22 protein-coding genes are annotated in these 22,732 nt (G+C 56.4%); 14 read left to right on the top strand and 8 right to left on the bottom strand.

The features are described from left to right. The first annotated feature begins 110 nt into the window (after positions 1–110). Positions 111–635, top strand: coding sequence for a winged helix DNA-binding protein (locus TH3_RS15930; RefSeq protein WP_007089717.1), 525 nt, complete (start codon positions 111–113; stop codon positions 633–635). A 77-nt stretch (positions 636–712) separates the two neighbouring features. On the opposite strand, the gene TH3_RS15925 is transcribed toward TH3_RS15930, so the two are convergent. Further along, positions 713–1,462: an SDR family oxidoreductase gene (locus tag TH3_RS15925; protein WP_007089716.1), complete on the bottom strand. Its 750-nt coding sequence runs from the start codon at positions 1,460–1,462 to the stop codon at positions 713–715. 259 nt (positions 1,463–1,721) lie between these two features. Here TH3_RS15925 and TH3_RS15920 point away from each other — a divergent pair, with 259 nt between their 5' ends. The 8 genes from TH3_RS15920 (at position 1,722) to TH3_RS15885 (ending at position 11,405) form a co-directional block, all read left to right on the top strand. After that, entirely contained in the window at positions 1,722–2,696 is a 975-nt protein-coding gene (locus TH3_RS15920) for a TRAP transporter substrate-binding protein (protein ID WP_007089715.1), read from the top strand. Positions 2,697–2,823: 127 nt separating this feature from the next. Continuing rightward, positions 2,824–3,336, top strand: coding sequence for a TRAP transporter small permease (locus tag TH3_RS15915; protein ID WP_007089714.1), 513 nt, complete (start codon positions 2,824–2,826; stop codon positions 3,334–3,336). Positions 3,337–3,346: 10 nt separating this feature from the next. Then, positions 3,347–4,648, top strand: a complete 1,302-nt coding sequence (locus TH3_RS15910; protein ID WP_007089713.1) for a TRAP transporter large permease — start codon at positions 3,347–3,349, stop codon at positions 4,646–4,648. 68 nt (positions 4,649–4,716) lie between these two features. After that, positions 4,717–8,370, top strand: coding sequence for a hydantoinase B/oxoprolinase family protein (locus tag TH3_RS15905; RefSeq protein WP_007089712.1), 3,654 nt, complete (start codon positions 4,717–4,719; stop codon positions 8,368–8,370). Between the two features lie 175 nt (positions 8,371–8,545). Next, on the top strand, positions 8,546–8,773 hold the full coding sequence (locus tag TH3_RS15900; protein ID WP_007089711.1) for a DUF4160 domain-containing protein: 228 nt from the start codon (positions 8,546–8,548) through the stop codon (positions 8,771–8,773). An 8-nt stretch (positions 8,774–8,781) separates the two neighbouring features. Beyond that, positions 8,782–9,303, top strand: coding sequence for a DUF2442 domain-containing protein (locus TH3_RS15895; protein ID WP_167710584.1), 522 nt, complete (start codon positions 8,782–8,784; stop codon positions 9,301–9,303). A 43-nt stretch (positions 9,304–9,346) separates the two neighbouring features. Next, positions 9,347–11,026, top strand: coding sequence for an FMN-binding glutamate synthase family protein (locus TH3_RS15890; protein ID WP_007089709.1), 1,680 nt, complete (start codon positions 9,347–9,349; stop codon positions 11,024–11,026). Positions 11,027–11,051: 25 nt separating this feature from the next. Continuing rightward, positions 11,052–11,405, top strand: coding sequence for a VOC family protein (locus tag TH3_RS15885; RefSeq protein ID WP_007089708.1), 354 nt, complete (start codon positions 11,052–11,054; stop codon positions 11,403–11,405). Here TH3_RS15885 and TH3_RS15880 read toward each other — a convergent pair. Further along, positions 11,396–12,307, bottom strand: a complete 912-nt coding sequence (locus TH3_RS15880) for a hypothetical protein (RefSeq protein WP_007089707.1) — start codon at positions 12,305–12,307, stop codon at positions 11,396–11,398. The genes TH3_RS15885 and TH3_RS15880 overlap by 10 nt on opposite strands. A 40-nt stretch (positions 12,308–12,347) precedes the next feature. Beyond that, entirely contained in the window at positions 12,348–12,872 is a 525-nt protein-coding gene (locus TH3_RS15875; protein ID WP_007089706.1) for a hypothetical protein, read from the bottom strand. A 332-nt stretch (positions 12,873–13,204) separates the two neighbouring features. Here TH3_RS15875 and TH3_RS15870 point away from each other — a divergent pair, with 332 nt between their 5' ends. After that, entirely contained in the window at positions 13,205–13,588 is a 384-nt protein-coding gene (locus TH3_RS15870; protein ID WP_007089705.1) for a hypothetical protein, read from the top strand. Between the two features lie 121 nt (positions 13,589–13,709). Here the strand turns inward: TH3_RS15870 and TH3_RS15865 are convergent, their stop codons facing one another. From TH3_RS15865 to TH3_RS15850, 4 genes are all read right to left on the bottom strand, one after another. Next, the gene (locus TH3_RS15865; protein WP_007089704.1) at positions 13,710–13,967 is read right to left on the bottom strand and encodes a YjhX family toxin; all 258 of its coding nucleotides are present in this window, start codon (positions 13,965–13,967) and stop codon (positions 13,710–13,712) included. A 279-nt stretch (positions 13,968–14,246) separates the two neighbouring features. Beyond that, entirely contained in the window at positions 14,247–14,723 is a 477-nt protein-coding gene (locus tag TH3_RS15860) for a GNAT family N-acetyltransferase (RefSeq protein WP_007089703.1), read from the bottom strand. Between the two features lie 233 nt (positions 14,724–14,956). Continuing rightward, positions 14,957–15,955 (bottom strand): sensor domain-containing diguanylate cyclase, encoded by a 999-nt coding sequence (locus TH3_RS15855; RefSeq protein WP_007089702.1) that lies wholly within the window; start codon positions 15,953–15,955, stop codon positions 14,957–14,959. A gap of 91 nt (positions 15,956–16,046) precedes the next feature. After that, positions 16,047–17,480, bottom strand: coding sequence for a branched-chain amino acid ABC transporter permease (locus TH3_RS15850; RefSeq protein ID WP_139328262.1), 1,434 nt, complete (start codon positions 17,478–17,480; stop codon positions 16,047–16,049). Between the two features lie 157 nt (positions 17,481–17,637). On the opposite strand from TH3_RS15850, the gene TH3_RS15845 reads away from it, so the two are divergent. Further along, on the top strand, positions 17,638–18,243 hold the full coding sequence (locus TH3_RS15845) for a hypothetical protein (protein ID WP_139328263.1): 606 nt from the start codon (positions 17,638–17,640) through the stop codon (positions 18,241–18,243). Between the two features lie 32 nt (positions 18,244–18,275). Further along, the gene (locus TH3_RS15840; RefSeq protein ID WP_007089699.1) at positions 18,276–18,983 is read left to right on the top strand and encodes a TIGR00266 family protein; all 708 of its coding nucleotides are present in this window, start codon (positions 18,276–18,278) and stop codon (positions 18,981–18,983) included. On the opposite strand, the gene TH3_RS15835 is transcribed toward TH3_RS15840, so the two are convergent. Then, positions 18,980–19,879 (bottom strand): LysR substrate-binding domain-containing protein, encoded by a 900-nt coding sequence (locus TH3_RS15835; protein ID WP_007089698.1) that lies wholly within the window; start codon positions 19,877–19,879, stop codon positions 18,980–18,982. The genes TH3_RS15840 and TH3_RS15835 overlap by 4 nt on opposite strands. 259 nt (positions 19,880–20,138) lie before the next feature. Between TH3_RS15835 and choX the strand changes: the two genes are divergently transcribed. Both choX and TH3_RS15825 read left to right on the top strand, forming a co-directional pair. Continuing rightward, positions 20,139–21,095, top strand: a complete 957-nt coding sequence (gene choX / locus TH3_RS15830; protein ID WP_040061115.1) for a choline ABC transporter substrate-binding protein — start codon at positions 20,139–20,141, stop codon at positions 21,093–21,095. Positions 21,096–21,292: 197 nt separating this feature from the next. Then, positions 21,293–22,696: an FAD-binding oxidoreductase gene (locus TH3_RS15825; RefSeq protein WP_007089696.1), complete on the top strand. Its 1,404-nt coding sequence runs from the start codon at positions 21,293–21,295 to the stop codon at positions 22,694–22,696. The last annotated feature ends 36 nt before the right edge of the window (positions 22,697–22,732 follow it).

Here is a 22,732-nt window from a genome sequence, read left to right as displayed (position 1 = left end):
GCCTGGCCTTGTCCGGGCTGCTTTTTTTGCGATAAAATCCCGACAAAGCGTATAAGTGAATGCCGCAAAGCGCATCGCGAAAGTTAACACCGGGATTTCAGGAACGCCGCATGACCGACACACCACGGACCGACAAACCACGTATCGTATCATCGTCACATCTTGTTTCGGAACGCGCGGCCGAGCTTTCCGAGCTTGAATTTGCCCTGATCCTGTCGGGCAATGCGTTTAACCGCTGGATGGTGCGGTGCATGCGGGCGGCGGGCATGCCCGATGTTTCGGTTCTTGATATCCTTGTTCTGCATAACGTCAATTCACGCGAGCGGGAAAAAAGCCTGTCGGAGGTCTGTTTCGTTCTGAATGTCGAAGACAGCCATCTGGTGAATTATTCGCTTAAGAAGCTGCGCAAGCTGGGACTGGTTGACGGGATCAAGCGCGGCAAGGAAGTGCATTATTCGACGACCAAGGACGGCCGCGCGATGTGCGAGAAATACCGCGAGGTGCGCGAAGCCTGTCTGGTGGAGACGTTCCAGCGACTGGGTGTTAATCACGAGGAAGTCGGCGATGTGGCCAAGACGCTGCGCGCGATTTCGGGCGTGTATGATCAGGCATCGCGCGCGGCCAGTGCGATGTGATTGACTTCCAGAGTTTCTGAAGAGCAGACAAAGGGCAGCGCGATGGGTATCGGGGCTGCCTTTTTCATGTCTGCGTTTTAGGGCTGCGGCAGAAGGGTTCGGTTATGGGTCGGGGACATGATGATTTCGTTGAAGCAAACCCGTGCCGGGGCGGCGACGACATAGGCGACCATGTCGGCCAGATCGTCGGGTTTTAGCATCAGGGCGCGTTCGTCTTCTTTGATCGGGACGGGGCGTTGGTCAAGGATCGGGGTGGCGACTTCGCCGGGGCTTATGCAGCAGCAGCGGATATTGTTGTGCATTTCTTCCTGATTGATGCTGTGCGACAGGTCGACAACGCCGCGTTTTGACGCGACATAGGCCGGGCCCGCGACGGGGAATTCATGCTTTGCCGCCCATGACGCGATATTGATGATCAACCCGTCCTGTTGATCACGCATGAAGGGCAGGGTTGCGCAAACCGTGTTCGCCACACCATTGAGATTGACCGCGACGATGCGGTGCCAGTCGGCAATATCAAGATCGCGCCAATGCCGTTTGGGGGTGTTCATGCCCGCACAATTGATCAGGACATTGATTTTGCCCATGGACGCCTGAATGTTGCGCGCGGCGTCCGCGACCTGATCGCTGTTGCTGATATCAAGCGGATGGATTTCGACCTTTCCGCCCTCTGACCTGATCGTGTCTGCGACCTGCTGAAGTGTTTCTTCGCGCCGTGCGGACAGGGCGACATGCGCGCCCGCCGCGGCAAGCGATTTTGCGATTGCCTCGCCGATGCCGCTTCCGGCACCAGTAATCCAGACTGATTTCCCCGAAAGATCATGCACGGGCTTTCTCCCTGTTTGTTATTTGCGCGGAGCCTAGCACACGGCCATAAATCGAGGAATATCATATTGATGGCGCGCTCTGGCGGGTCAATGCCGATAAAATATCCTGCGTCGTTTCCCGCATTTTGCATATCAGCCATGAAATAACATTGACAATTTATCAGTAAAATGTGACCGTTCTGTTGGGAGGCTACTTCGGAGTCACGAGATGCGCGAAAAAATGCATGTCGGCCTCATCACACACAGGGAGACTTGACTGATGCTTAAAAAGGCACTTTCCACCGTCGCAGTTGCCGCAATCACGATGTCGGCCGGTTTTGCCATGGCCGCCGAAAAATGGGATATGGCGACCCCGTATCCGGACGCGACATTCCACACCCAGAACATCATCGAATTTGCCAAGGACGTGAAAGAAGCGACCGGCGGTGAGCTTGACATCACCGTTCATTCCGGTGGTTCGCTGTTCAAGCACCCCGACATCAAGCGTTCGGTGCAGCGCGGTCTGGTTCCGGCGGGTGAAACCCTGATTTCGCTTTTGTCGAATGAAGACCCGATTTACGGCGTTGACGCGATCCCGTTCCTTGCGACCAGCTATGACGAAGCCAAAAAGCTTTGGGATGCATCGCGCCCGGCGATTGAAGAAAAACTGGCCGGTGATGGCCTTAAGGTTCTTTATGCGGTCGCATGGCCGGCACAGGGTCTTTATACCGCAAAGCCGGTTAATTCGGTCGAAGACCTTAAAGGCATGAAGTTCCGCGCCTATAACTCGGCAACGTCGAAACTGGCAGACCTGACCGGCATGGTCGGTACCCAGGTTGAAGTGCCGGAAATCCCGACCGCCTTTGCGACCGGCATTGTCGAAGCGATGATGACCTCGCCCTCGACCGGTGCGAATTCCAAGGCATGGGACTTTGTCGAAAACTTCTATGACGTTCAGGCATGGCTTCCGAAAAACATGGTGATCGTCAATGCCAAGGCATTTGACGGTCTGTCGCCGGAAGTACAGAAAGCCGTCATGGACGCCGCCGCCAAAGCCGAAACGCGTGGCTGGGAAATGAGCATGGCCGAGACCGACGAGAAGAAAAAGGTTCTGGCCGATAACGGCATGAATGTTGCCGCCCCGAGCGACGCGCTGAAATCCGGTCTGGCCAAGGTTGGCGATCAGATGGTTGCCGATTGGCAGGCAGAAGCCGGTGATGCCGGTGCCGCCATCATCGACGCTTATAAAAAGTAAGCGACGAACCGACTTTTCCGATCCGGGTGAAGACGCCCGGATCGGGACGCCCCGCCGAAATTCATGATATGACTGTCCGTATTGTCAGCCACCACTGGGAAATCCCGCGGGCGGAAAGGGGACTGCTGTGCGCAGATCATTAGATTATTTGTTCAAATTCAGTGCGGGGTTAGCAGCCATTTTTCTGGTTGCCATCGCATTGCTGATCCTGGCCTCGTCGCTGGGCCGGTTTGTCGGAATTGCCGTGCATGATGCCAACGAGCTTGCCGGGTTCTCGCTTGCGGCGGGGACGTTCCTCGCACTTGGTCCGGCCCTTCGGGCGGGCACCCATATCCGGGTTCTGATTGTGTTATCGCACCTTAAGGGCGGTTTGCGCCGGGGGATCGAGAGCATCACGCTGGCGCTGGCAAGTTTTCTTGGCGGGTATTTCGCCTATTGGATGGCCGTGCTGGCCGAGGAAAGTTTTTCCTATGGCGATACGTCGCCCGGTGTTCTGGCCTTTCCATTGTGGATCCCGCAAGCGGCGATGGCGTTCGGGTTGATTGTTTTTACCATCGCCATGCTTGAAGCATTGTTTGATGTGGCGCGCGGTCGTGCGCCCGTCTTTGCCACGCGCGAAACCAGCGAACTGACGGAATAGGGGGACGGTCATGGAAGTACTTGAAATCGGCCTGATCCTTATGGGGTTGATGTTCCTGTTTCTGGGGGCGGGGCTTTGGGTGGCATTGTCGTTATTTGCGGTCGGTGTCATCGGACTTGAATTTTTCACCAGCGCGCAGACCGGACCGATCATCGCGACGACCGCGTGGTCGGGGCTGGCAAGCTGGTCGCTGGCGCCGCTGCCGCTGTTTATCTGGATGGGTGAAATCCTGTTTAGGTCGCGGTTGTCCGAGGATATGTTTACCGGCCTGGCACCTTGGCTGAACAAGCTTCCGGGGCGGTTGCTGCATGTCAATATTCTGGGCTGCGGCATTTTTGCCGCCGTATCGGGTTCGTCGGCGGCGACGGCGGCCACGATTGGCCGGATGTCGATCCCGGAACTGCGCAAGCAGGGCTATGCCGACAGGCTGATCCTTGGCACGCTGGCCGGGTCAGGGACGCTTGGGCTTCTGATCCCGCCATCGATCATCCTGATCGTGTATGGCGTTTCGGCCGAGCTTTCGATTGCGCGCCTGTTCATTGCCGGCATCCTGCCCGGTGCGATGCTGATCATCCTGTTCATGGGCTTTGTCATGATCTGGGCGACGGCGAACAAGGACAAGATGCCGCCTGCCGGGCCGGATATGGGCTTTATGGAAAAGGTCCGGGCGTCTGGCCGCCTGATCCCGGTGATTGTGCTGATTGCCAGTGTGATCGGGTCGATCTATGGCGGGATTGCCACCCCGACGGAGGCCGCGGCCTTTGGCGTGGTCGGTGCGCTGATCCTGTCCGCCATCAGCGGGTCGCTTAACCGGGCGAGCTTTATCGACGGCCTGATGGGGGCGACGCGCACATCGTGCATGATCGGTTTCATCCTTGCCGGGGCGGCGGTTTTGACCGTCACCATGGGCTTTACCGGCATTCCGCGCGAGCTTGCGGCATGGATCGCGGAAATGAACCTTTCGCCCTATGCGTTGCTTGCCGCGCTGACGGTGTTCTTTATCGTGCTGGGCTGCTTCCTTGACGGGATTTCGGTGGTGGTTCTGACCACGTCGGTGATCCTGCCGATGGTGCAGGCCGCCGGGATCGATCTTTTGTGGTTTGGCATCTATGTGGTGCTGGTGGTCGAAATGTCGCAGATCACCCCGCCGGTCGGTTTCAACCTTTTCGTTCTGCAAGGGCTGACAGGCAAAAACCTGTTTTCCATTGCACTGGCTTCCCTGCCGTTCTTCTTCCTGCTTTTGCTGGCGGTTTTGCTGATTACGGTCTTCCCCGAAATCGCCACCTGGCTTCCGCAGAAAATGAACGGCTGACCCGCGCCGTTTAACGGTCGGCGCATTCGCAAGATTTGTTTGAATACGATGCTGAAGGAGTAAGCATCATGGCTTCGCACACCCAAAATTCGCCCGCTTCGCAGACTACTGATCAGACGACTGGACAGCCGAAATGGCAGTTCTGGATCGACCGTGGCGGTACCTTTACCGATATCGTCGCGCGCAAACCCGATGGCAGCCTTCTGACGCACAAGCTGCTGTCGGAAAACCCGGAACGTTATGCCGATGCCGCCATTCAGGGCATTCGTGAGCTGCTTGAAGTTCCGGCGGGCGAGAAAATCCCGGCCGAGAAAATCGAAGCCGTCAAGATGGGCACGACGGTTGCGACCAATGCGCTTCTGGAACGCAAAGGCGACCGCACGGTTCTGGTGACGACGACCGGTTTCCGCGATGCATTGCGCATTGCCTATCAGAACCGCCCGAAGCTGTTTGATCGCAATATCAAGCTGCCGGAAATGCTTTATGAGCGCGTGATCGAGGCCGATGGCCGCTTTGACGCGCAGGGCGCGGAACTGACAGCCCTTGATCGTGAAAACCTGCGCCGTGACTTGCAGGCCGCCTTTGATGACGGCATCCGGGCATGTGCCATCGTGTTCATGCATGGCTATCGTTATACCGCACATGAAAATGCAGCCGCCGAAATCGCACGTGAGATCGGCTTTACCCAGGTATCGGTCAGCAATCAGGTCAGCCCGTTGATGAAACTGGTATCGCGCGGCGATACCACGGTTGTTGATGCCTATCTGTCGCCGATCCTGCGCCGGTATGTTGATCAGGTCGCGGGCGAGCTTGGCGGTGTGAAGCTGATGTTCATGCAGTCCAATGGCGGGTTGACCGATGCCGCCAAGTTCCAGGGCAAGGATGCGATATTGTCCGGCCCGGCGGGCGGTGTTGTCGGCATGGTGCGGACCGCGGAAATGGATGGCTTCAATCAGGTCATCGGTTTTGATATGGGCGGCACATCGACCGACGTTTCGCATTATGACGGCGAATATGAACGCGATTTCGAAACCCAGGTTGCCGGTGTGCGCATGCGCGCGCCGATGATGAAAATCCATACGGTTGCGGCCGGTGGCGGGTCGATCCTGCATTTCGATGGGGCGCGTTTCCGCGTTGGTCCAGACAGTGCCGGTGCCAATCCGGGACCGGCGGCCTATCGCCGTGGCGGGCCGCTTGCGGTGACCGATATCAATGTCATGCTGGGCAAGGTGCAGCCGGAATTCTTCCCGAATGTGTTTGGCCCCGAAGGCAACGAGCCGCTTGACGCGGATGCGGTCAAGGCGGGCTTTGCCGACATGGCGCTTAAGATCAAGGACGCCACCGGACAGGTGCGCACCCCTGAAGAAGTCGCCGAAGGGTTCCTTCGGATCGCGGTTGAAAACATGGCCAACGCGATCAAGCAGATTTCGGTTCAGCGTGGCTATGACGTGACGGATTACATCCTGCAATGCTTTGGCGGGGCCGGCGGGCAGCATGCCTGCCAGGTGGCCGATACGCTGGGCATGACACGCGTGTTTGTCCATCCGTTTGCCGGTGTTCTGTCGGCCTATGGCATGGGGCTTGCCGATATCCGCGCAATGCGCGAACAGGCGGTTGAGGCGAAGCTTGAAACGTCTGCCCTTGCCGGGCTTGATGAAAGCCTTGAGGCATTGGCCGCCGAAGCACGTGGTGAGCTGCATGAGCAGGGCATTACCGATGCCAAGATCAGCATGCTGAAAAAGCTGCATCTGCGTTATGACGGCACGGATAATCCGTTGATCGTTGATTTCGGTGATGTTGCCTCGATCAAGGCGCAGTTCGAAGAACAGCACAAGCAGCGTTACGGCTTTGTCATGGATGAAAAGCCGCTGGTGGTGGAAGCCGTCGCGGTCGAGGCGATTGGCGAAACCCAAGGCCTGCCCGATGCCGAAACCGAAGTTGCCAAGGATGGCGTCAGACCCGATCCGCTTGCCACCCGCAAGGTGGTGTTTGATGGCAAATCCGAAGATACGCCGTTCTATAAACGCGAAGATCTGAAACCCGGTGCGACGGTGCGCGGCCCGGCGGTGATTGTCGAGCCGGTCGGCACCACCGTTCTTGATCCGGGCTGGGAGGCCAAGGTCAATGGTCGGGATCATCTTGTGCTGACGCGTGTTGTGCCGCTCAAACGGTCGGAAGCGATTGGCACGCAGGCCGATCCGGTGATGCTTGAGGTGTTCAACAACCTGTTCATGAATATCGCCGAACAGATGGGGGTCACGCTTGCCAACACGTCATATTCGGTCAACATCAAGGAACGGCTTGATTTCTCGTGCGCGCTGTTTGATCAGGAAGGTCTTCTGATTGCCAACGCACCGCATATGCCGGTCCATCTTGGATCGATGGGTGAGTCTGTTCGGGCTGTCATGGAAAACAATGCCGGGAAAATGAAATCCGGCGATGTTTATATGCTCAACGATCCCTATAACGGGGGTACGCACCTGCCCGATATTACCTTGATCACGCCGGTGTTTGGCGATGATGGCAAGGAAATCCTGTTCTATGTCGCATCGCGTGGCCACCATGCCGATGTGGGCGGGATCACTCCGGGCTCGATGGCACCAAATTCCCGTATTCTTGAGGAAGAAGGCGTTCTGATCGACAATTTCAAACTGGTTGATCAGGGCAAATTTGACGAGGCCGGTTTGACCGCGCTTCTGGAAGGTGCGAAATATCCGGCGCGTAACCCGTATCAGAACATCGCCGATCTGCGTGCGCAGATTGCCGCCAATGAAAAGGGCGTGCAGGAACTGCGCAAGATGGTCGATCACTTCGGGCTTGATGTTGTGCATGCCTATATGGGCCATGTGCAGGACAATGCCGAGGAAAGTGTTCGCCGTGTGATTGATGTGCTTAAAGACGGCGAGTTTGCTTACGAAATGGATAATGGCGCGGTGGTGAAAGCCAAGGTCACGATCCATAAGGAAACCCGTTCGGCCACGGTTGATTTCACCGGTACGTCCGATCAGCTTGATAACAACTTCAACGCCCCATCGGCGGTAACAAGGGCGGCGGTTCTTTATGTCTTCAGAACGCTTGTTGATGATGACATTCCGCTGAATGCCGGGTGCCTGAAGCCGGTCAATCTGATCGTGCCGGAAGGATCGATGCTCAACCCGCGTTATCCGGCCGCCGTGGTTGCCGGGAACGTTGAAACATCGCAGCATGTCACCGATACGCTGTATGCCGCCCTTGGCGTGATGTCGGGTGCGCAGGGTACGATGAACAACTTCACCTGGGGCAATGATACGCACCAGTATTACGAAACCATCTGTGGCGGGACCGGTGCGGGCCCGGATTATGACGGGACGTCGGGTGTGCATTCGCACATGACGAACTCGCGTCTGACCGACCCGGAAGTCCTTGAATGGCGCTTCCCGGTTCTGCTGGAAAGCTTTGGCATCCGCAAAGGGTCCGGCGGGGCCGGCAAACACAAGGGCGGGGACGGCACGGTGCGCCGGGTGCGCTTCCTTGAAGAAATGACCGCATCGATCCTGTCAAACCACCGTCGCGTGCCGGTTCAGGCCGTTGGCGGCGGGGAGCCGGGCAAGCTTGGCCGCAATGCGATCGAGCGCACCAACGGCACGGTCGAGGAACTTAAGGGTACGGATGGCGCCACAATGTATCCCGGTGATGTCTTCATCATCGAGACGCCGGGTGGCGGCGGTTACGGCAAAGCCTGATCATAACACTCAGAGCGACAGGACATTCGGGAACACCCGCCCCTCATTATGGGGTGTTCCCGACAGGATGCTCCCTGTCAGACTTGCAGCCGCCGGGAAACCGGCGGTTTTTTTGTTCATCTTGCGAGGGGCCAATTTTTGGCCTATATTAAGTGGGGTATAAATCGGGGGGAATATGCCGACCATCGAGGATTTCGGCAGTTTTAAAATCTATATGTATTTCGGCGATCATAATCCGCCCCATATACATGTGATTGGTCCCGATTTTTCTGCCAAGATCAGGATTGAAGATGCCGAAATTTTCGCCGGGGATCTGCCCGGCAAGGTCACACGACAGGCCAGCAGTTACGTTGCTGATAACCGCGACCGGTTGATGGCAATCTGGCAGGACTATAACGGATGACAGGTGCGATGATGAAACGCCTTGCAGCAGTCAAAACAACGGACAGGCCATTCACGCTTTTGCTTCAGTGGGATGGCGGGTTTGAACAGCAGGCCGACCTTTCCGGCCTGGTAACCCTGTCACGTCATTTTGCCGTGTTTGCCGATGATCCCGATGCCTTTGCAAAGGTGGGTGTGATCAATTGGGGGCATGGCGTCGCGTGGGAAAACGGCCTTGATTATAGTGCCGAAAATCTTGCGCGGATTGCCGATGAGCAGGCCGAAGAAGACGGACGGGCTTTGATTGAAGATTTCCAGAAGCGGTTCAAGCTGACCAATGAACAGGTCGGGCAGGCACTTGGATACAAGTTAAGCCAGGTTAAAAACTTCAAATCCGGTCATACACCTGTTTCACCCGCTGTCAGAATAGCCATTCATACCATGAAGCAGGAGCCGACGGTGCTGTATGCCCGTATGCGGCGTGATCCGAAATCCGCTGAGAGTCACAAGACAGTACGCGTATCGTCGCGCGAAAAAAGTTCAGCATTGTAATGCCCTTCAACACTCCCCGCACCATTGGATGGGATGGATCACTGTGAAGTTTCTGATTTTGAATCAGCGTTATGCGGTTCTGGCCGGTGTGACGCTTTTGACTTTTGCCTCGTTGATCTGTGCCGCCGTGGTCGATGTCTGGTTCTGGGTGCCGGTGGTGATCTTTGGCGCGTTGATGGTGGTTGGCTGGTTTGATTTGCGCCAGACCCGGCATTCGATCCTGCGCAACTATCCGGTCAGCGGGCATATCCGGTTTATCCTTGAAAGTTTCCGCCCGGAAATCCGGCAATATATGATCGAAAGCGATCAGGATGAGGTGCCGTTCAGCCGCCAGTCGCGCGGGCTTGTCTATCAGCGTGCCAAGGGGGTCGAGGACAAGCGCCCGTTTGGCACGATCGAGGATGTGTATGGTTCCGGCTATGCGTGGCTGACCCATTCGGTCACGCCGACCAGCATCACCGATATCGATTTTCGCGTGCGGGTGGGCGGGGCGGCCTGCAAGCAGCCCTATGACGCCAGCCTTTATAATATTTCGGCGATGAGTTTTGGCTCGTTATCGGGCAATGCCATTCTGGCGTTGAACAAGGGGGCGAAAAAGGGTGGTTTTGCCCATGATACCGGCGAGGGCAGCATCAGCCGCTATCACCGCGAAGGTGGTGGGGATCTGATTTATCAGGTGGCGTCGGGTTATTTCGGATGCCGCAATGATGATGGCACTTTTTCCGAGGAACGCTTTGCCGAAACCGCATCCGACCCGCAGGTCAAGATGATCGAGGTGAAGCTGAGCCAGGGGGCCAAGCCAGGCCACGGCGGCATGTTGCCTGCCGCCAAGATCACCCCGGAAATATCCGAGGCACGCGGCATCCCGATGGGGATTGATTGCATTTCGCCGGCCGCGCACAGCACGTTTTCCACCCCCGTCGGCCTGATGGAATTCATCGCGAAACTGCGCGATCTTTCGGGCGGCAAGCCGGTCGGCTTCAAGCTGTGTATCGGGCATCGGCGCGAGTTTATGTGCATCGTCAAGGCGATGCTGAAAACCGGTATTCTGCCCGATTTCATCGTGGTCGATGGCAAGGAAGGCGGCACGGGGGCAGCCCCGGTGGAATTTGCCAACCGGGTCGGCATGCCGATGCGCGAGGGTTTGACATTCGTTCATAATGCCCTTCGGGGTGCCGGTGTGCGTGATCAGATCAAGATCGGGGCGGCGGGCAAGATCGTTTCGGCGTTTGATATTGCCCAAACCCTCGCACTGGGGGCCGATTGGTGCAATGCGGCGCGGGGGTATATGTTTGCGCTGGGTTGCATTCAGGCGCAGTCATGCCATACCAACCATTGCCCGGTCGGCATCGCAACACAGGACCCGCTGCGCCAGCGGGCCCTTAATGTGGGTGATAAAAGCGACCGGGTGGCGCGGTTCCACCATAATACCATGCATGCGCTGGCCGAAATTACCGGGGCGGCGGGCCTGACCGATCCGCGCAATTTCATGCCCTATCACTTCATGGTGCGCCAGAAGGACAACGAATTCCTTGACGGCAACGAAGCCTATCCCTACCTGCCCGAAGGGTTCCTTGTGTCCGGCGGGCCGGAGATCGAGGGGCTGCATGACTGGTATTCGCGCTGGGACAGGGCATCGGCGGAAACCTTTGCGCCCAAGGAAATCCCGTTCGGGCCGTTCAAACGCCATGCGAATATCGCGGGGGAACGGGCAGCACAGTAGGAGGCATTAAGGCAGGAGGCATCCCATGGCCGTCAAACGCATCGTTTCGAACTTTGCCGTCGATGATATCGCAAAGGTCAGGGCGTTTTACGAGGATGTCCTTGGCCTTGATTGCGTGATGGATCACGGCTGGATCGCGACCTTTGCCGCCGAAAGGCAGAATGTCATGCCGCAGGTCAGCTTCGCGACCGAAGGCGGTTCCGGCACCCCGGTGCCCGATCTTTCGATTGAGGTTGATGACGTGGACGAGATGATGGCGCGGATCAAGGAAGCCGGGCTCGAGATCGAATACGGCCCGGCGGTCGAGCCTTGGGGTGTGAAACGGTTTTATGTTCGCGACCCGGCGGGCAGGCTTTTGAATATTCTGTGTCATGGTTGAATAGGCATTGGTACACCTACTGGCCTTCTTGGTAGATATCGAGTAAAAGCCACTCCGCCTCCCAAGAACCATCCCACAAGACTGAGCAGGGCAAAGATGATGTGGATCAGCACATCGATGCCTTTGCCGATCTGCAAGATTGCAGGTTTGTTGTTTTGAAGCAGAACAACACCAATCAGGACAAAGAGCATGATGCCGATTTCGTCGGATGCGTCCGCCTCTGTGCCGAAATAGGCCAGCGCACCCATTGAGGCCGCGGCGGCAACCGTGCCGACCTGACTTGCGATGAAGCTTGCCTTGTCCGCGATGGTTTGGGTTTTTTGCCATTCAACCCGCAAGCAACCATGCGCGAACCAGCCCGCGATCCAGAGAACAAACTGCGTCGCCATTCCGGCGATGTTTACATACAGTTCGGAATGGTTGTCCTGTTCGCCGACTGCGGTGGCGTGCCATGTCAGGAAGGCGACGGCAATGGCAATTGCACCTTCGAGGCTAAGTGCGCTGCTGACCAGAAGCAGCCGGAGCATCAGAAACACATATTTGACGAAATCAGTGCATGACAGGCCATAACCGGGATCGGTGATATCGACTTCGTTGGCCGCGATGTCGATGTTCGGGCCACCGCTATGCACATGCCGGGCATAGGCATAGAAGGTTGCCTTGATCAGCGACAGAACCTTTGGTCCGGTCGTCATATCAGGGAACCTGAGATTGTATCCAGCCTGAACAGTTGCAGGCAGATCGGCTATCATATCCATGAGGATATTCATCAGATCGGTGCCGGGATTGTTGCCCGTCAGACCAAAGCCATTGGTGTTATTGTCGCGTTGCCATTTTGCGATTGCCTTGATCAGGACTTCGGTGTCGGAAATGATGACGTCTGTTCGTTCAACATATGGCATTGCGATCTCCCGGGGAAATAGAAGGGTATTGTGCCCTTGGTCAACGGAACTGCGCGGCAAAACCCGCGAGCCACGCCTCGAAACTGCTGGTGTCAACGGCCAGAAGGTCTTCTTTCGATCGGATAATTGTTTTGGGTGGCGGAAGGTAGTTCTGGCCATTTGCAAACAATATGGAGTTGGCGAGGTTTCGCATGGACGCCAAAAGTTTCTGATCGAGTTCGGACTGGACTTTGTCGGTTGCAAAAAGGGCCTTTTGTTCGACAAGAGCCTTGTTGTTTATGAAGGTCTGCCTTTCGCGTCGGAGGCTTGAAAAAAGCTGTTCCAGCGCGTTCAGAGACAGTTCAACCGCCGAGGTGGCCTGTGCCAGCGTCTTTGCGGCCTGTTGGGGGGAAGGCAATGCTTTGCCGTGGGTGGCAGCGGATGCATTGTCGAGTTCCGTCATCTGTGTCGACAGGCTGGCAAGGTTGCTATCGACACGCTTCTGCATGTCTGAAGTGAACAATTTCGTCGCAGAGCTTTTATAGTTGCCAACGATTGTCTGGAATGAGGTCGTCAGGTTCGGCATGACTGCGTGTCCGTGAAAAATATCTGCTTTTCCCAGACGATGGCAGGGCCAGAGTGTGAAAACAGAGAACGAAGCTCAACGTTCTCGTTGCGGGCATGTTTCACATCAAAAGAAAATTCACCAAAAAGTGATCACTGTCACTGGGATCATCAATCATTGAGGGTAGGGATCGATATGTTCCGTCTGACGCAGTTTGCCGAAGCGGAAGATGTTTTCAGTACGTGCAGAGTTTTGGTGAAATGGTGCAAAGTCGAGTTTTATTGTTTCGTGTGGCAGCGATTGTTTGTCTGTCTGTTCTGGTTTCGGCATGTGCCCGACAGAGCGCGCCTGACTTGGACTTAACCGCAGGGCCGATTGCCGAGGTTACGTCAACGCCGGTAAATGTTTTCTGGCAGGGTGAAACCGGACGTCCACATTCGTTGGCGTCCGTGTCGTTCGATTTCAAATGTTATGAAAATTTCGACGGTCTGACATTGCAGGAACGTGCCGATTTGTCAGCAGAAAATGCCAAGGTCGTCAAACGCAAAGCGACGCAGTTTCTTGTAAACCAGTATGTGAAAAATGACTGGAAGAGAGATATCGACTTGGTGAGTGTCGAGAAATACGGTTGCGAAGCCAGAAACGTCAATTTCAAGGAAGAAACGCGACTTGAGAATGTCGTGAATGCCTTTCTTTTTGTCTACCCGGAAGCCTATGAAGAAGCAAAGAGCTGGTAAGTTTTTGCTTGAAGTTCCAAAAAGCCCACCGGTGACGACCTGTGGGCTTTTGAGCATTCTGTCTCACATGTGAGGGGGAGAGCGTGAGCCCGACCGGAAAACCAGTCGGGCTTTGGTTTTTCTAGCGTTGGGATAATTCCGCACGGACTGCTTCGAGCCCTTCTCGCGTGATGCGATAGGGAGCCCCGCCGCTTGATCGGATCAGGCGGCGTTTGCGCAGTTTCTTGAAAATGTCGATATTGCATGCGGTCAGGAACCAGCCGTCGCGCGTGATGCAGTCGGCTTGGCAGACCCGGTTTTTTTCGTCCTTGATCACCTTGATCAGGCCGCCTTGTGCCAGCGCGTGCAAAACGCGCTGTTCATTTTTCGAGATATTCACTGTCGTAAGTCCGGAAAACTGTCAGTCAGAAGTTTTTCCGATCGGGACGGGCACAAAGGTGCCGGTGGCGTGCCTGCGTCTTAAGGCAGGGACAACCCGATCTGCTGATCAGCGGCCGGAAGGATGAAACTGACGACCGGAATTGATGGTTGCGTTCAGATTTTGGTCAAGCCGCGATCAGCGACTGTGCCGGGACTCTGACATAAAAGCTCCGATAAAGGTTCGCCGCCAAAATGCCAATCCGGCGGCTGTTCGTCAAGCTGTTGTCGTGCGTAGCGATCACGCCGCCCGCTGCATTTCCACGGTCGGGATATCGCGCCCCGGGATCGGGCCGGTGACGAGGAAGCCGAATTTGCGGTAGAACGCCTTGGCGCGTTCGTTGTGCGCGACGACGGAGAGTTTGACGGTCGCATGCGGTTTGCGTTCGGCCAGCGCATCAAGGGCTGCGATCATCAATGCCTTGCCCGCGCCCATCCCATGTGCCGCCGGGTCGACCATGATCCAGTCGATTTCGGGATTGTCATGGATGACAATGACATAGCCCAGCAGGTTGTCGCCCTGGGTTGCGACGATGACGCCGTGATTGTCGCTTGAAAGCGCGTTTTCAAACACACCGGTCGACATATCGACATAGCGGGCAACCGTTGCGGTCGCGGCATCGCCCATGCCTTCGATGAAATAGGTTGAATCGGTAGCGCGTTTGGTAAGGTCGCGGATGAAGGGGAGGTCGTTGGCCGTGCCTTTGCGGATCTGCATTCGTGGCTCGTTGTCTTTTTATTGTTACGTCTTTTCAGGCGATAGTCGGTGCCCGGAACATGCGGGTTTTCGGGCTGTTGTCACGTTTTGAGTCTGATCCTGACTTTCGTGGGAGGCTCATACCAAAGGTGTGTCTGAATGTCACCACAGCACAGGTTGAACTTTGGGTGAAAGTCGCATTTTTTGAGGTCACGTGCAGTGATGTGGCACACAAGGGACTGTAAAAAGGCGATTTATTTTTTGCGGTTTTTGTCGCGATACATTTCGCGGTCGGCCATATCCATCATTTCTTCGAGGCTTTCCTTGACCGGTTCGAAAAAGACCGAGGCGCCGGCGCTTATTTTCGGGGTTTCGTGGATCGGTTTTTTTGATCCCGGTACCGAAATTCTGGTCGTTTGCAGCACATTGCGGATGCGGGTGATGATGGTGGTCAGATCGCCGCGATTGCGGACATAGCCCAGAATGGCAAATTCATCGCCGCCGATCCGCCCGCAGATATCGACCTCGCGGATGGAGGCGGTGATGGCCGCGCCCACGGCCTTGAGTGCGGCATCCCCCGCGGCATGGCCATAATCATCGTTCCAGTGTTTCATGTCATCGAGATCGATGAAGATCAGGCCGATATGATGGTGATAGCGTTTGGCGATGCGGATTTTCTGCTGGGCCAGCATTTCAAACCCGGCGCGGTTGTTAAGCCCGGTCAACGGATCGGAAAGCGAGATGCTGCGCATGATCTGAAACTGTTCATAGAGCCGAAGGTCGGCTTCGATCAGGTCACGGATGGTTTCGATCAGTTTTTGCAGGGTGTCGGAATATTGGGTGGGTTTGCAGTCAAACACACAGATCGTGCCAAAGATCGTGCCGTTCGACCATGTGACCGGCACCCCGAAATAGGAACAGAAGCCGTCCTCGGTCAGTTCCGGGTTGTCGGCCCATTCGGATTTGCCGCGCGCATCGGGTTCGTAAAAACTGCCGCCCTGCGCGATGACCTGTCGGCAGAAGATGTTGGTGTCCAGGCCGGTGACGGTGCTGTCGCATCCGGCATAGGGATTGGCGTCATTGGTGCTGGTGATCGCGGCGCGGTAACCCAGCCGGTCATTATATTCGACAATGAAACCGGCACTGGCACCGAGAAGTTCGGTCATCAGATCGACCGCACGCTGCCACTTTTCAAGTGACGGCGCGATGGCATCATCATCGGCAAGCCAGTCGCGGGTCTTGAACTGCACCATATCCTGACGCCCTCGGTCCCTCCATTTCCCTGATGGTTCCGGTCTTTGCGCCCCAAGCGACGTGACCAGACGCTTCAGGGGTCCGTTCCTTTTATATTTGTCCGTTTCGTGCGGAGAACAAGCTGTCATGTCTGTCATTTATCCCCAAAATCCCCTGAGGGCGCAGCACGAGGGTCGCCGCCAGAAGCCCGAAAACCGCCACATCGCGATAGGCCCCGCCGAAATATCCCGACCATAATGTTTCGGTCAAACCGATCAATAACCCGCCCAGCCACGCACCGCGCATCCGGCCAATTCCCCCGAGGATGGCGGCAGTCAGTGCCTTGAACCCGAAAAGCGTACCACTGTGAAAATTAATGACACCATAACGAAGGGCCAGCATTGCACCGGTCAGACCACATAAAAATCCCGCCAGAACAAAGGATTGGGATTCGGTCCGCGAAAGCGACACCCCGCAAAGGGCGGCCCCCAGACGATCCTGGCTGATCGCGCGCCAGTTCCGGCCAAAGGTGGTTTTGCCCATGATCCAGGCCAGAACGCCCGCAACCATAACCGCCCCGCCAATGGCGAGCATATCGAACCCGTGCAGGCGGACGACGAAATGATCACCGCGCAGAAGGGGCACGGAAAACTGCCAGATCGGCGGCAGATTGAAATTGCGTGCTGATATGACAATCCGGATAAATTCCTGAATGACCAGCACACAGCCAAGTGATGCGACAATCATCGCCCGTCCGTTTGCCTGTTCCTTGGCGGCCTTTCGACCCAGCGGCCCGAACACATTGCGCCATGTCAGGTGACTTAACCCCGATCCGATAAAGGCCGCCATCACGACCGATCCGACCACCATCACCGGGATCAGCCAGCCGACCATGCCTGAAATCCACAGGCTTGTGATGATGGTGCCAAGGGCAGCGGTCATCACCACCTCGCCAAAGGCAAGATTGATCCGCCCGATCAGGCCATAGATCAGGGTAAAGGACAGGGCCAGCAACCCGTAAATCGCGCCGCGTGACAGGCCGCTTAACACCAGTTGAAGCGCATAGGCCGACGGCAGGCCGATATCGGGCACATCGGCGCGCAGGCCGTGGCTTTCGGGATCGATATAGTTTTCGAGTGCGCTGCGCCCGACCCGTTCAATCCAGAACCGTTTGAGCAGAACCATATGCGCATCGGACACCGGGCCAAGGCGGGTTGTTTCAATCGCATAAAGGTTGGTGGGTGTGTTGGGCTTGGTGGCGGTTTCGAAATGGCAGGTGATGGCGTGGGTTTCGGTGGATGGTAGCGGGATTTCGCCGGGGGCGAGCAACTGATAGCGCAGCGTGATCGCGTTGCCGTCAGAGGTTTCGTCAAATCGGGTGACAAGGCGGATCTGTTTATCTGCATCCTCGATCCCCGGCAGGGCGAGGCGGCAGATATTGAACTGATAGGGATCGCGCGGGGCGCAGGAAGACAGGAGTGCGGCCAGCAATGGCAGCAGCCAGAAGACGCGACGAAGATGCCTTGAGCCTGATCTAGTGTTCACCGGTTGCTCCGGCTTGCCCTTGATCAGCTTATCCTCGTGCGATTTGGGTGTTTTTACAAGTGCATGGTGCGTTAAGCTCGTTATGTCACTTTTAAAGGTGGGGAGGCATGCAGTGCTTTGTTGGGTTTACGCACATGAGACGCTGGTCGCAGGGCTGATGGCTGCTTTGGCAGCTCTTGGTACGATTTGGATTATTAATAAGCAGATTAAACAAGCGGATTTGTCTCATCGGGAGCAGATCAAGCAGGCAGATTTATTGCATAAGGAGGAGAGGCTCCGACGGTTGGAGGCCGCTAGAAGTGTGATGCCATTGGCGCTTAGTAAGATGTGTGGATACTCGATGGCGTGTATTTTATATGCCAAATCTTACTGGCAAGAGGTGCCTGACCGGGAGCAGCCTCTAATTTCTGACGACGTAATTAGTGTTTTGCGAGACGTCGTTGAAACTGCCGATGACGACATTCGCATCGCTGTTCGGTCTCTGATTTCGCGATATCAAATACAGGCTGCGATGCTTAGAGACTTAGCGCCAGAGCCACGTAAGTTGGTGGCATTCGGTCTTGATGAAAGTATTGCAGACGCAATAATTGATGCTACAAAACTTCACGCTCATGCTTCGAATTTCTTTAAATATGCCCGCTTTGACAGTGAAGCTGTTCCACTGGATCCTACGGACGACGCGGTCGAAAGTCAGTTACGCTTTTGGGGGCTGAATGAAGACATCGAACCCTCGGTTTGGAGCCGAATGAAAGATCCAGTGTAGTTTTTTGCATAATACAAATGGAGACGCCCCGAATGGCAGACGTGATCGACTACAAAATCCATGGCGAGGAAATGCAACTTGTCGAGATCGAACTTGATCCGGGCGAGGGGGTGCGCGCCGAAGCCGGGGCGATGATGTATATGTCGGACGGCATTGCCATGCAGACCGGCACGGGCGGCGGGATTTTTTCCGGCTTCAAGCGGATGCTGACCGGCGAGGGATTCTTTATCACCAGTTTCGTGCATGAAGGATCGGGCAAGGGGCATGTCGCCTTTGCCGCCCCCTATCCGGGCAAGGTGGTGCCGATGAATTTGCCGGAACTGGGCGGCGAGATCATTTGCCAGAAGGATGCGTTTTTATGCGCGGCATCGGGCATTGATATCGATATCGCCTTTTCCAAGAAACTTGGCGCGGGATTATTTGGTGGCGAGGGCTTTATCCTTCAGCGGTTGCGCGGTGACGGGCTGGCATTTGTTCATGCCGGCGGCACGATCATTCGCAAGGATTTGCAGGCAGGCCAGACATTGCGTGTCGATACCGGCGCACTTGTCGCCATGACGCCATCGATTGATTATTCGATCAAATTCATTGGCGGTTTTACCAATGCGCTTTTCGGTGGGGAGGGGCTTTTTGTCACGACCCTGGAAGGGCCGGGAACGGTGTGGTTGCAGACATTGCCGTTTGCAAGGCTGGCCGACCGGATTGCCGCAGCCCTGCCAAAGGATCGCAACAAGGGTTAGGTGGCGGTTTGCGCAACCAGTTCGCGCATCCAGCGCAGAAAGGCATTGATCTGTTCCTGCCGGTGGGTGTTTGACCGGCAGGACAGGACATATCCCCGGTCCGAGCCCAGCGTGACATCGCCAAGGGTGACGAGCTGCCCGGTTTTAAGGTGCTGCTGCAACAGGGCGGTCCAGCCGAGCGCCACGCCCTGCCCCGACAGGGTGGCCGACAGGACCAGCAGATAGGTATTGAACCGGTGGCCGTAAAGCGGGCCGGTTTCCCGAACCCCGGCGGTGCGCAGCCAGCTTTCCCAGTTAAACCAGCGATGGTCGATTTCATCATCGAGATGGATCAGCGGATAATGGCGCAGATCGGCGATGTTTTTCGGATGGCCGCGGGCCTCAAGCAGGGTGGGGCTGCAAACCGGTGTGACCTGTTCGGGGATCAGCATCACGTCTTCGGGGCGGTGATGATCAAACGATATTTCGATATCGATATTCTGGTCGGCGGTAAAACGCCCGGTCTGGTTGGTGACGACATTGACCTCGATATCGGGGTGGCGGGCGATGAATTCCGGCAGATGCGGCATCAGGATAAAGGAGGCAAAGGCAAAGTCGGTGCCGACACTGAGCCGGGCCGAGCGCCTTGTTTTGATGCGTTCCACCGTGCGGTCGATCTGCCCGAATGCGACCGAAATGCAGTCAAACAGTTCCTGCCCGGCGCGGGTCAGCGACACGCCGCGATGTTTGCGGCGAAACAGCGGATGACCAAGCTGTTCTTCAAGGGCGGTGATCTGATGGCTGACGGCGGGCTGGCCCACACCCACTTCGCGCGCGGCGGCTGTGAAGCTTGCGCAGCGGGCGGCGGCTTCGAACGCGATCAGGGCATGCGGCGAGGGGATGTGATGGAATTTCATGATATGAATTATATTGATACCAATGATCGATGCAAGCGGCCTTCACACAGGAATTCCGATAGGCAAGAATTGGCGATATCCATCCATGACGGCGATACCTATCATTTCTGTGAATGCCAAGGGCAGATCGCGGAACTTGCTGTGTGATCCGGCGTTTGGAGCAAGTGCCGGTGGACCAGGTGCCGGTGGATCAAGTGCAGATGGATCAACTGCGCGGTGGCGCGGATCGAAAACCAATTATAATAGTCAGGAGAATTTCATGAGTTTTGCGGGACGACGGGGAATGATGGCGGCGGGGGCAACGGCCATTATTCTGGGCAGCATTGCCATGACGGGCGCGGCCCATGCGCAGGAATGCGATACGGTGGTGTTTTCCGATCCGCAATGGACCGATATCACATCGACCAATGCCTTGACCGGTGTGGTTCTTGAAGCACTTGGTTACGAGCAGAAGGTTGAAACCATTTCCGTGCCGGTGACCTTTGAAATGCTTGGTGCCGGGGAAGTTGACGTGTTTCAGGGCAACTGGATGCCCGCCCAGCAGAAATTTGTCGATGCGGCCGAGAAAAAGGGCGGCATTGAAAATCTGGGTGTGAACCTGAAGGGGGCGAAATTCACGCTTGCCGTGCCGGAATATGTTGCCGCCGAAGGCATCAAAAGCTTTGCCGATCTGGGCAAGCATGGCGATGAATTCGATCACAAGATTTACGGGATCGAGCCGGGCGCACCGGCCAATCAGCTGATCCAGAAAATGATCGATTCCGGTGATTTCGGTCTTGAGGGCTGGGAACTTGTCGAAAGCAGCGAACAGGCGATGCTGGCACAGGCCAAGCGCCTTGAGCGCGGCAAGGACTGGATCGTGTTCCTGGCATGGGCACCGCATCCGATGAACAACCAGTTTGATCTGACCTATCTTGAAGGCGGGGATGAGTATTTCGGCCCGAATTACGGCGGGGCGGATGTCTATACGCTGGTGCGTGGCGACTTTGCCAAGGCCTGCCCGAATGTCGGCAAGTTGCTTGATAATGTCAGCTTCACCCTTGATATGGAAAACACCATGATGGGGCTGATCATCAATGACGGCATGGCACCCAATGATGCCGCGACCAAGCTTCTGAAAGAAGATCCGTCGGTTCTTGATGCGTGGCTTGAGGGGGTGACCACCAAGGATGGCGGCGACGGACTGGCCGCGGTCAAGGAAGCACTTGGCGTCTGAGACAGGCGGATATCGTGACCGGATTTGCAAAACCGCCCGTGACGTTACGGGCGGTTTTTTGCATTTCGCGGCAAAAGGTAATACCAATTTTGAATGTATCGGATTAGGCTGGGGCCAGATTTTGACCTGCCGGGCATGCGCCCCGTTTGATACCGCGTGATAGCGGCAGGCTGCCACCAAAGACCAAGAGGAACGTCATGTCCCATCGTCAATATGACCGCATTGAAACCCCCGAAAGCCTGATCGCGAGCTTGCGCGATTTGCTGGGGGATCGCCTGTCGACCGCTGCTGCTGTTCTTGAACAGCATGGCAAGGATGAAAGCTGGCACGCGGCGTCCCCACCCGATGCGGTGGTGTTTGCCACCTCGACCGAAGAAGTCGCGAAGGTTGTCAGCCTTTGCGCGCAGTATGAAGTTCCGATCGTGCCGTTTGGCACCGGATCGTCGCTTGAGGGGCATGTCGCGGCCCTTCGCGGCGGGATCTGCATCGATCTTTCGCGGATGGATGGGATCCTTGAGGTCAATAACGAGGACCTTGATTGCCGGGTTCAGGCCGGGGTGACGCGCGAACAGCTTAACGATCATCTGCGCGATACCGGTCTGTTTTTCCCGATTGATCCCGGCGCGAATGCCTCCATCGGTGGCATGACCGCAACCCGCGCATCGGGCACCAATGCGGTGCGTTATGGCACCATGCGCGACAATGTCCTGAACCTGACGGTGGTGACACCGGATGGCAAGATCATCAAGACTGCCAACCGGGCGCGCAAATCATCGGCGGGTTATGACCTGACACGCCTGTTTGTCGGGTCCGAAGGGACACTTGGCGTGATTACCGAAATCGGGTTGAAGCTGTATGGCATCCCCGAAGCGATGTCGGCAGCCGTTTGCGCCTTCCCAAGCGTTGATGCAGCGGTCGATACCGTGATCCTGACCATTCAGGCCGGTATTCCGGTGGCACGCATCGAGTTTCTGGACGAGATGCAAATCCGGGCGATCAACAATTATTCCAAGACCGATCACAAGGAAGCGCCGACCCTGTTTTTCGAATTCCATGGCACCGAAGCGGGTGTTAAGGAACAGGCGGAGTTTGTTCAGTCGGTTGCCGAAGAATTCGGGGCGGAGGCATTCCAGTGGGCGACGCGTCAGGAAGATCGCAACAAGCTTTGGGCGGCGCGCCACAAGGCCTATTATGCGTCGCTTCAGCTTGAACCGGGCAAGGCGGGCATGCCGACCGATGTTTGTGTGCCGATTTCAAAGCTGGCCGAGGCGATCCGCGAAACGCGGGCCGATTGCGATGCCAGCCCGCTGACCTGTACGATTGTCGGCCATGTAGGGGATGGCAATTTCCATACCCTGATCCTGCTGGACCCCGAAGATCCGGCACAGATGGCCGAAGCCAAACGCCTGCATGATCGTATGGTCGAACGTGCGCTTAAACTGGGCGGGACATGTACCGGCGAACATGGCATCGGTTATGGCAAACTTGATTTCATGGAAGCCGAACATGGCCCCGATACGATTGCCCTGATGCGTGCCATCAAATCGGCGATTGATCCCAAGGGACTGATGAACCCGGGCAAGCTTATTCCGGGGCTTTAAGAGCGCCCGACCTGTCAGATGAATGCAAAACGGGGC

Origin of the sequence: Thalassospira xiamenensis M-5 = DSM 17429, assembly GCF_000300235.2 — a bacterium.
In the GTDB taxonomy this organism is placed as follows: domain Bacteria; phylum Pseudomonadota; class Alphaproteobacteria; order Rhodospirillales; family Thalassospiraceae; genus Thalassospira; species Thalassospira xiamenensis.
The sequence above is the reverse complement of the archived record's forward strand: the minus strand, read 5'-3'. Positions and strand labels throughout refer to the sequence as shown.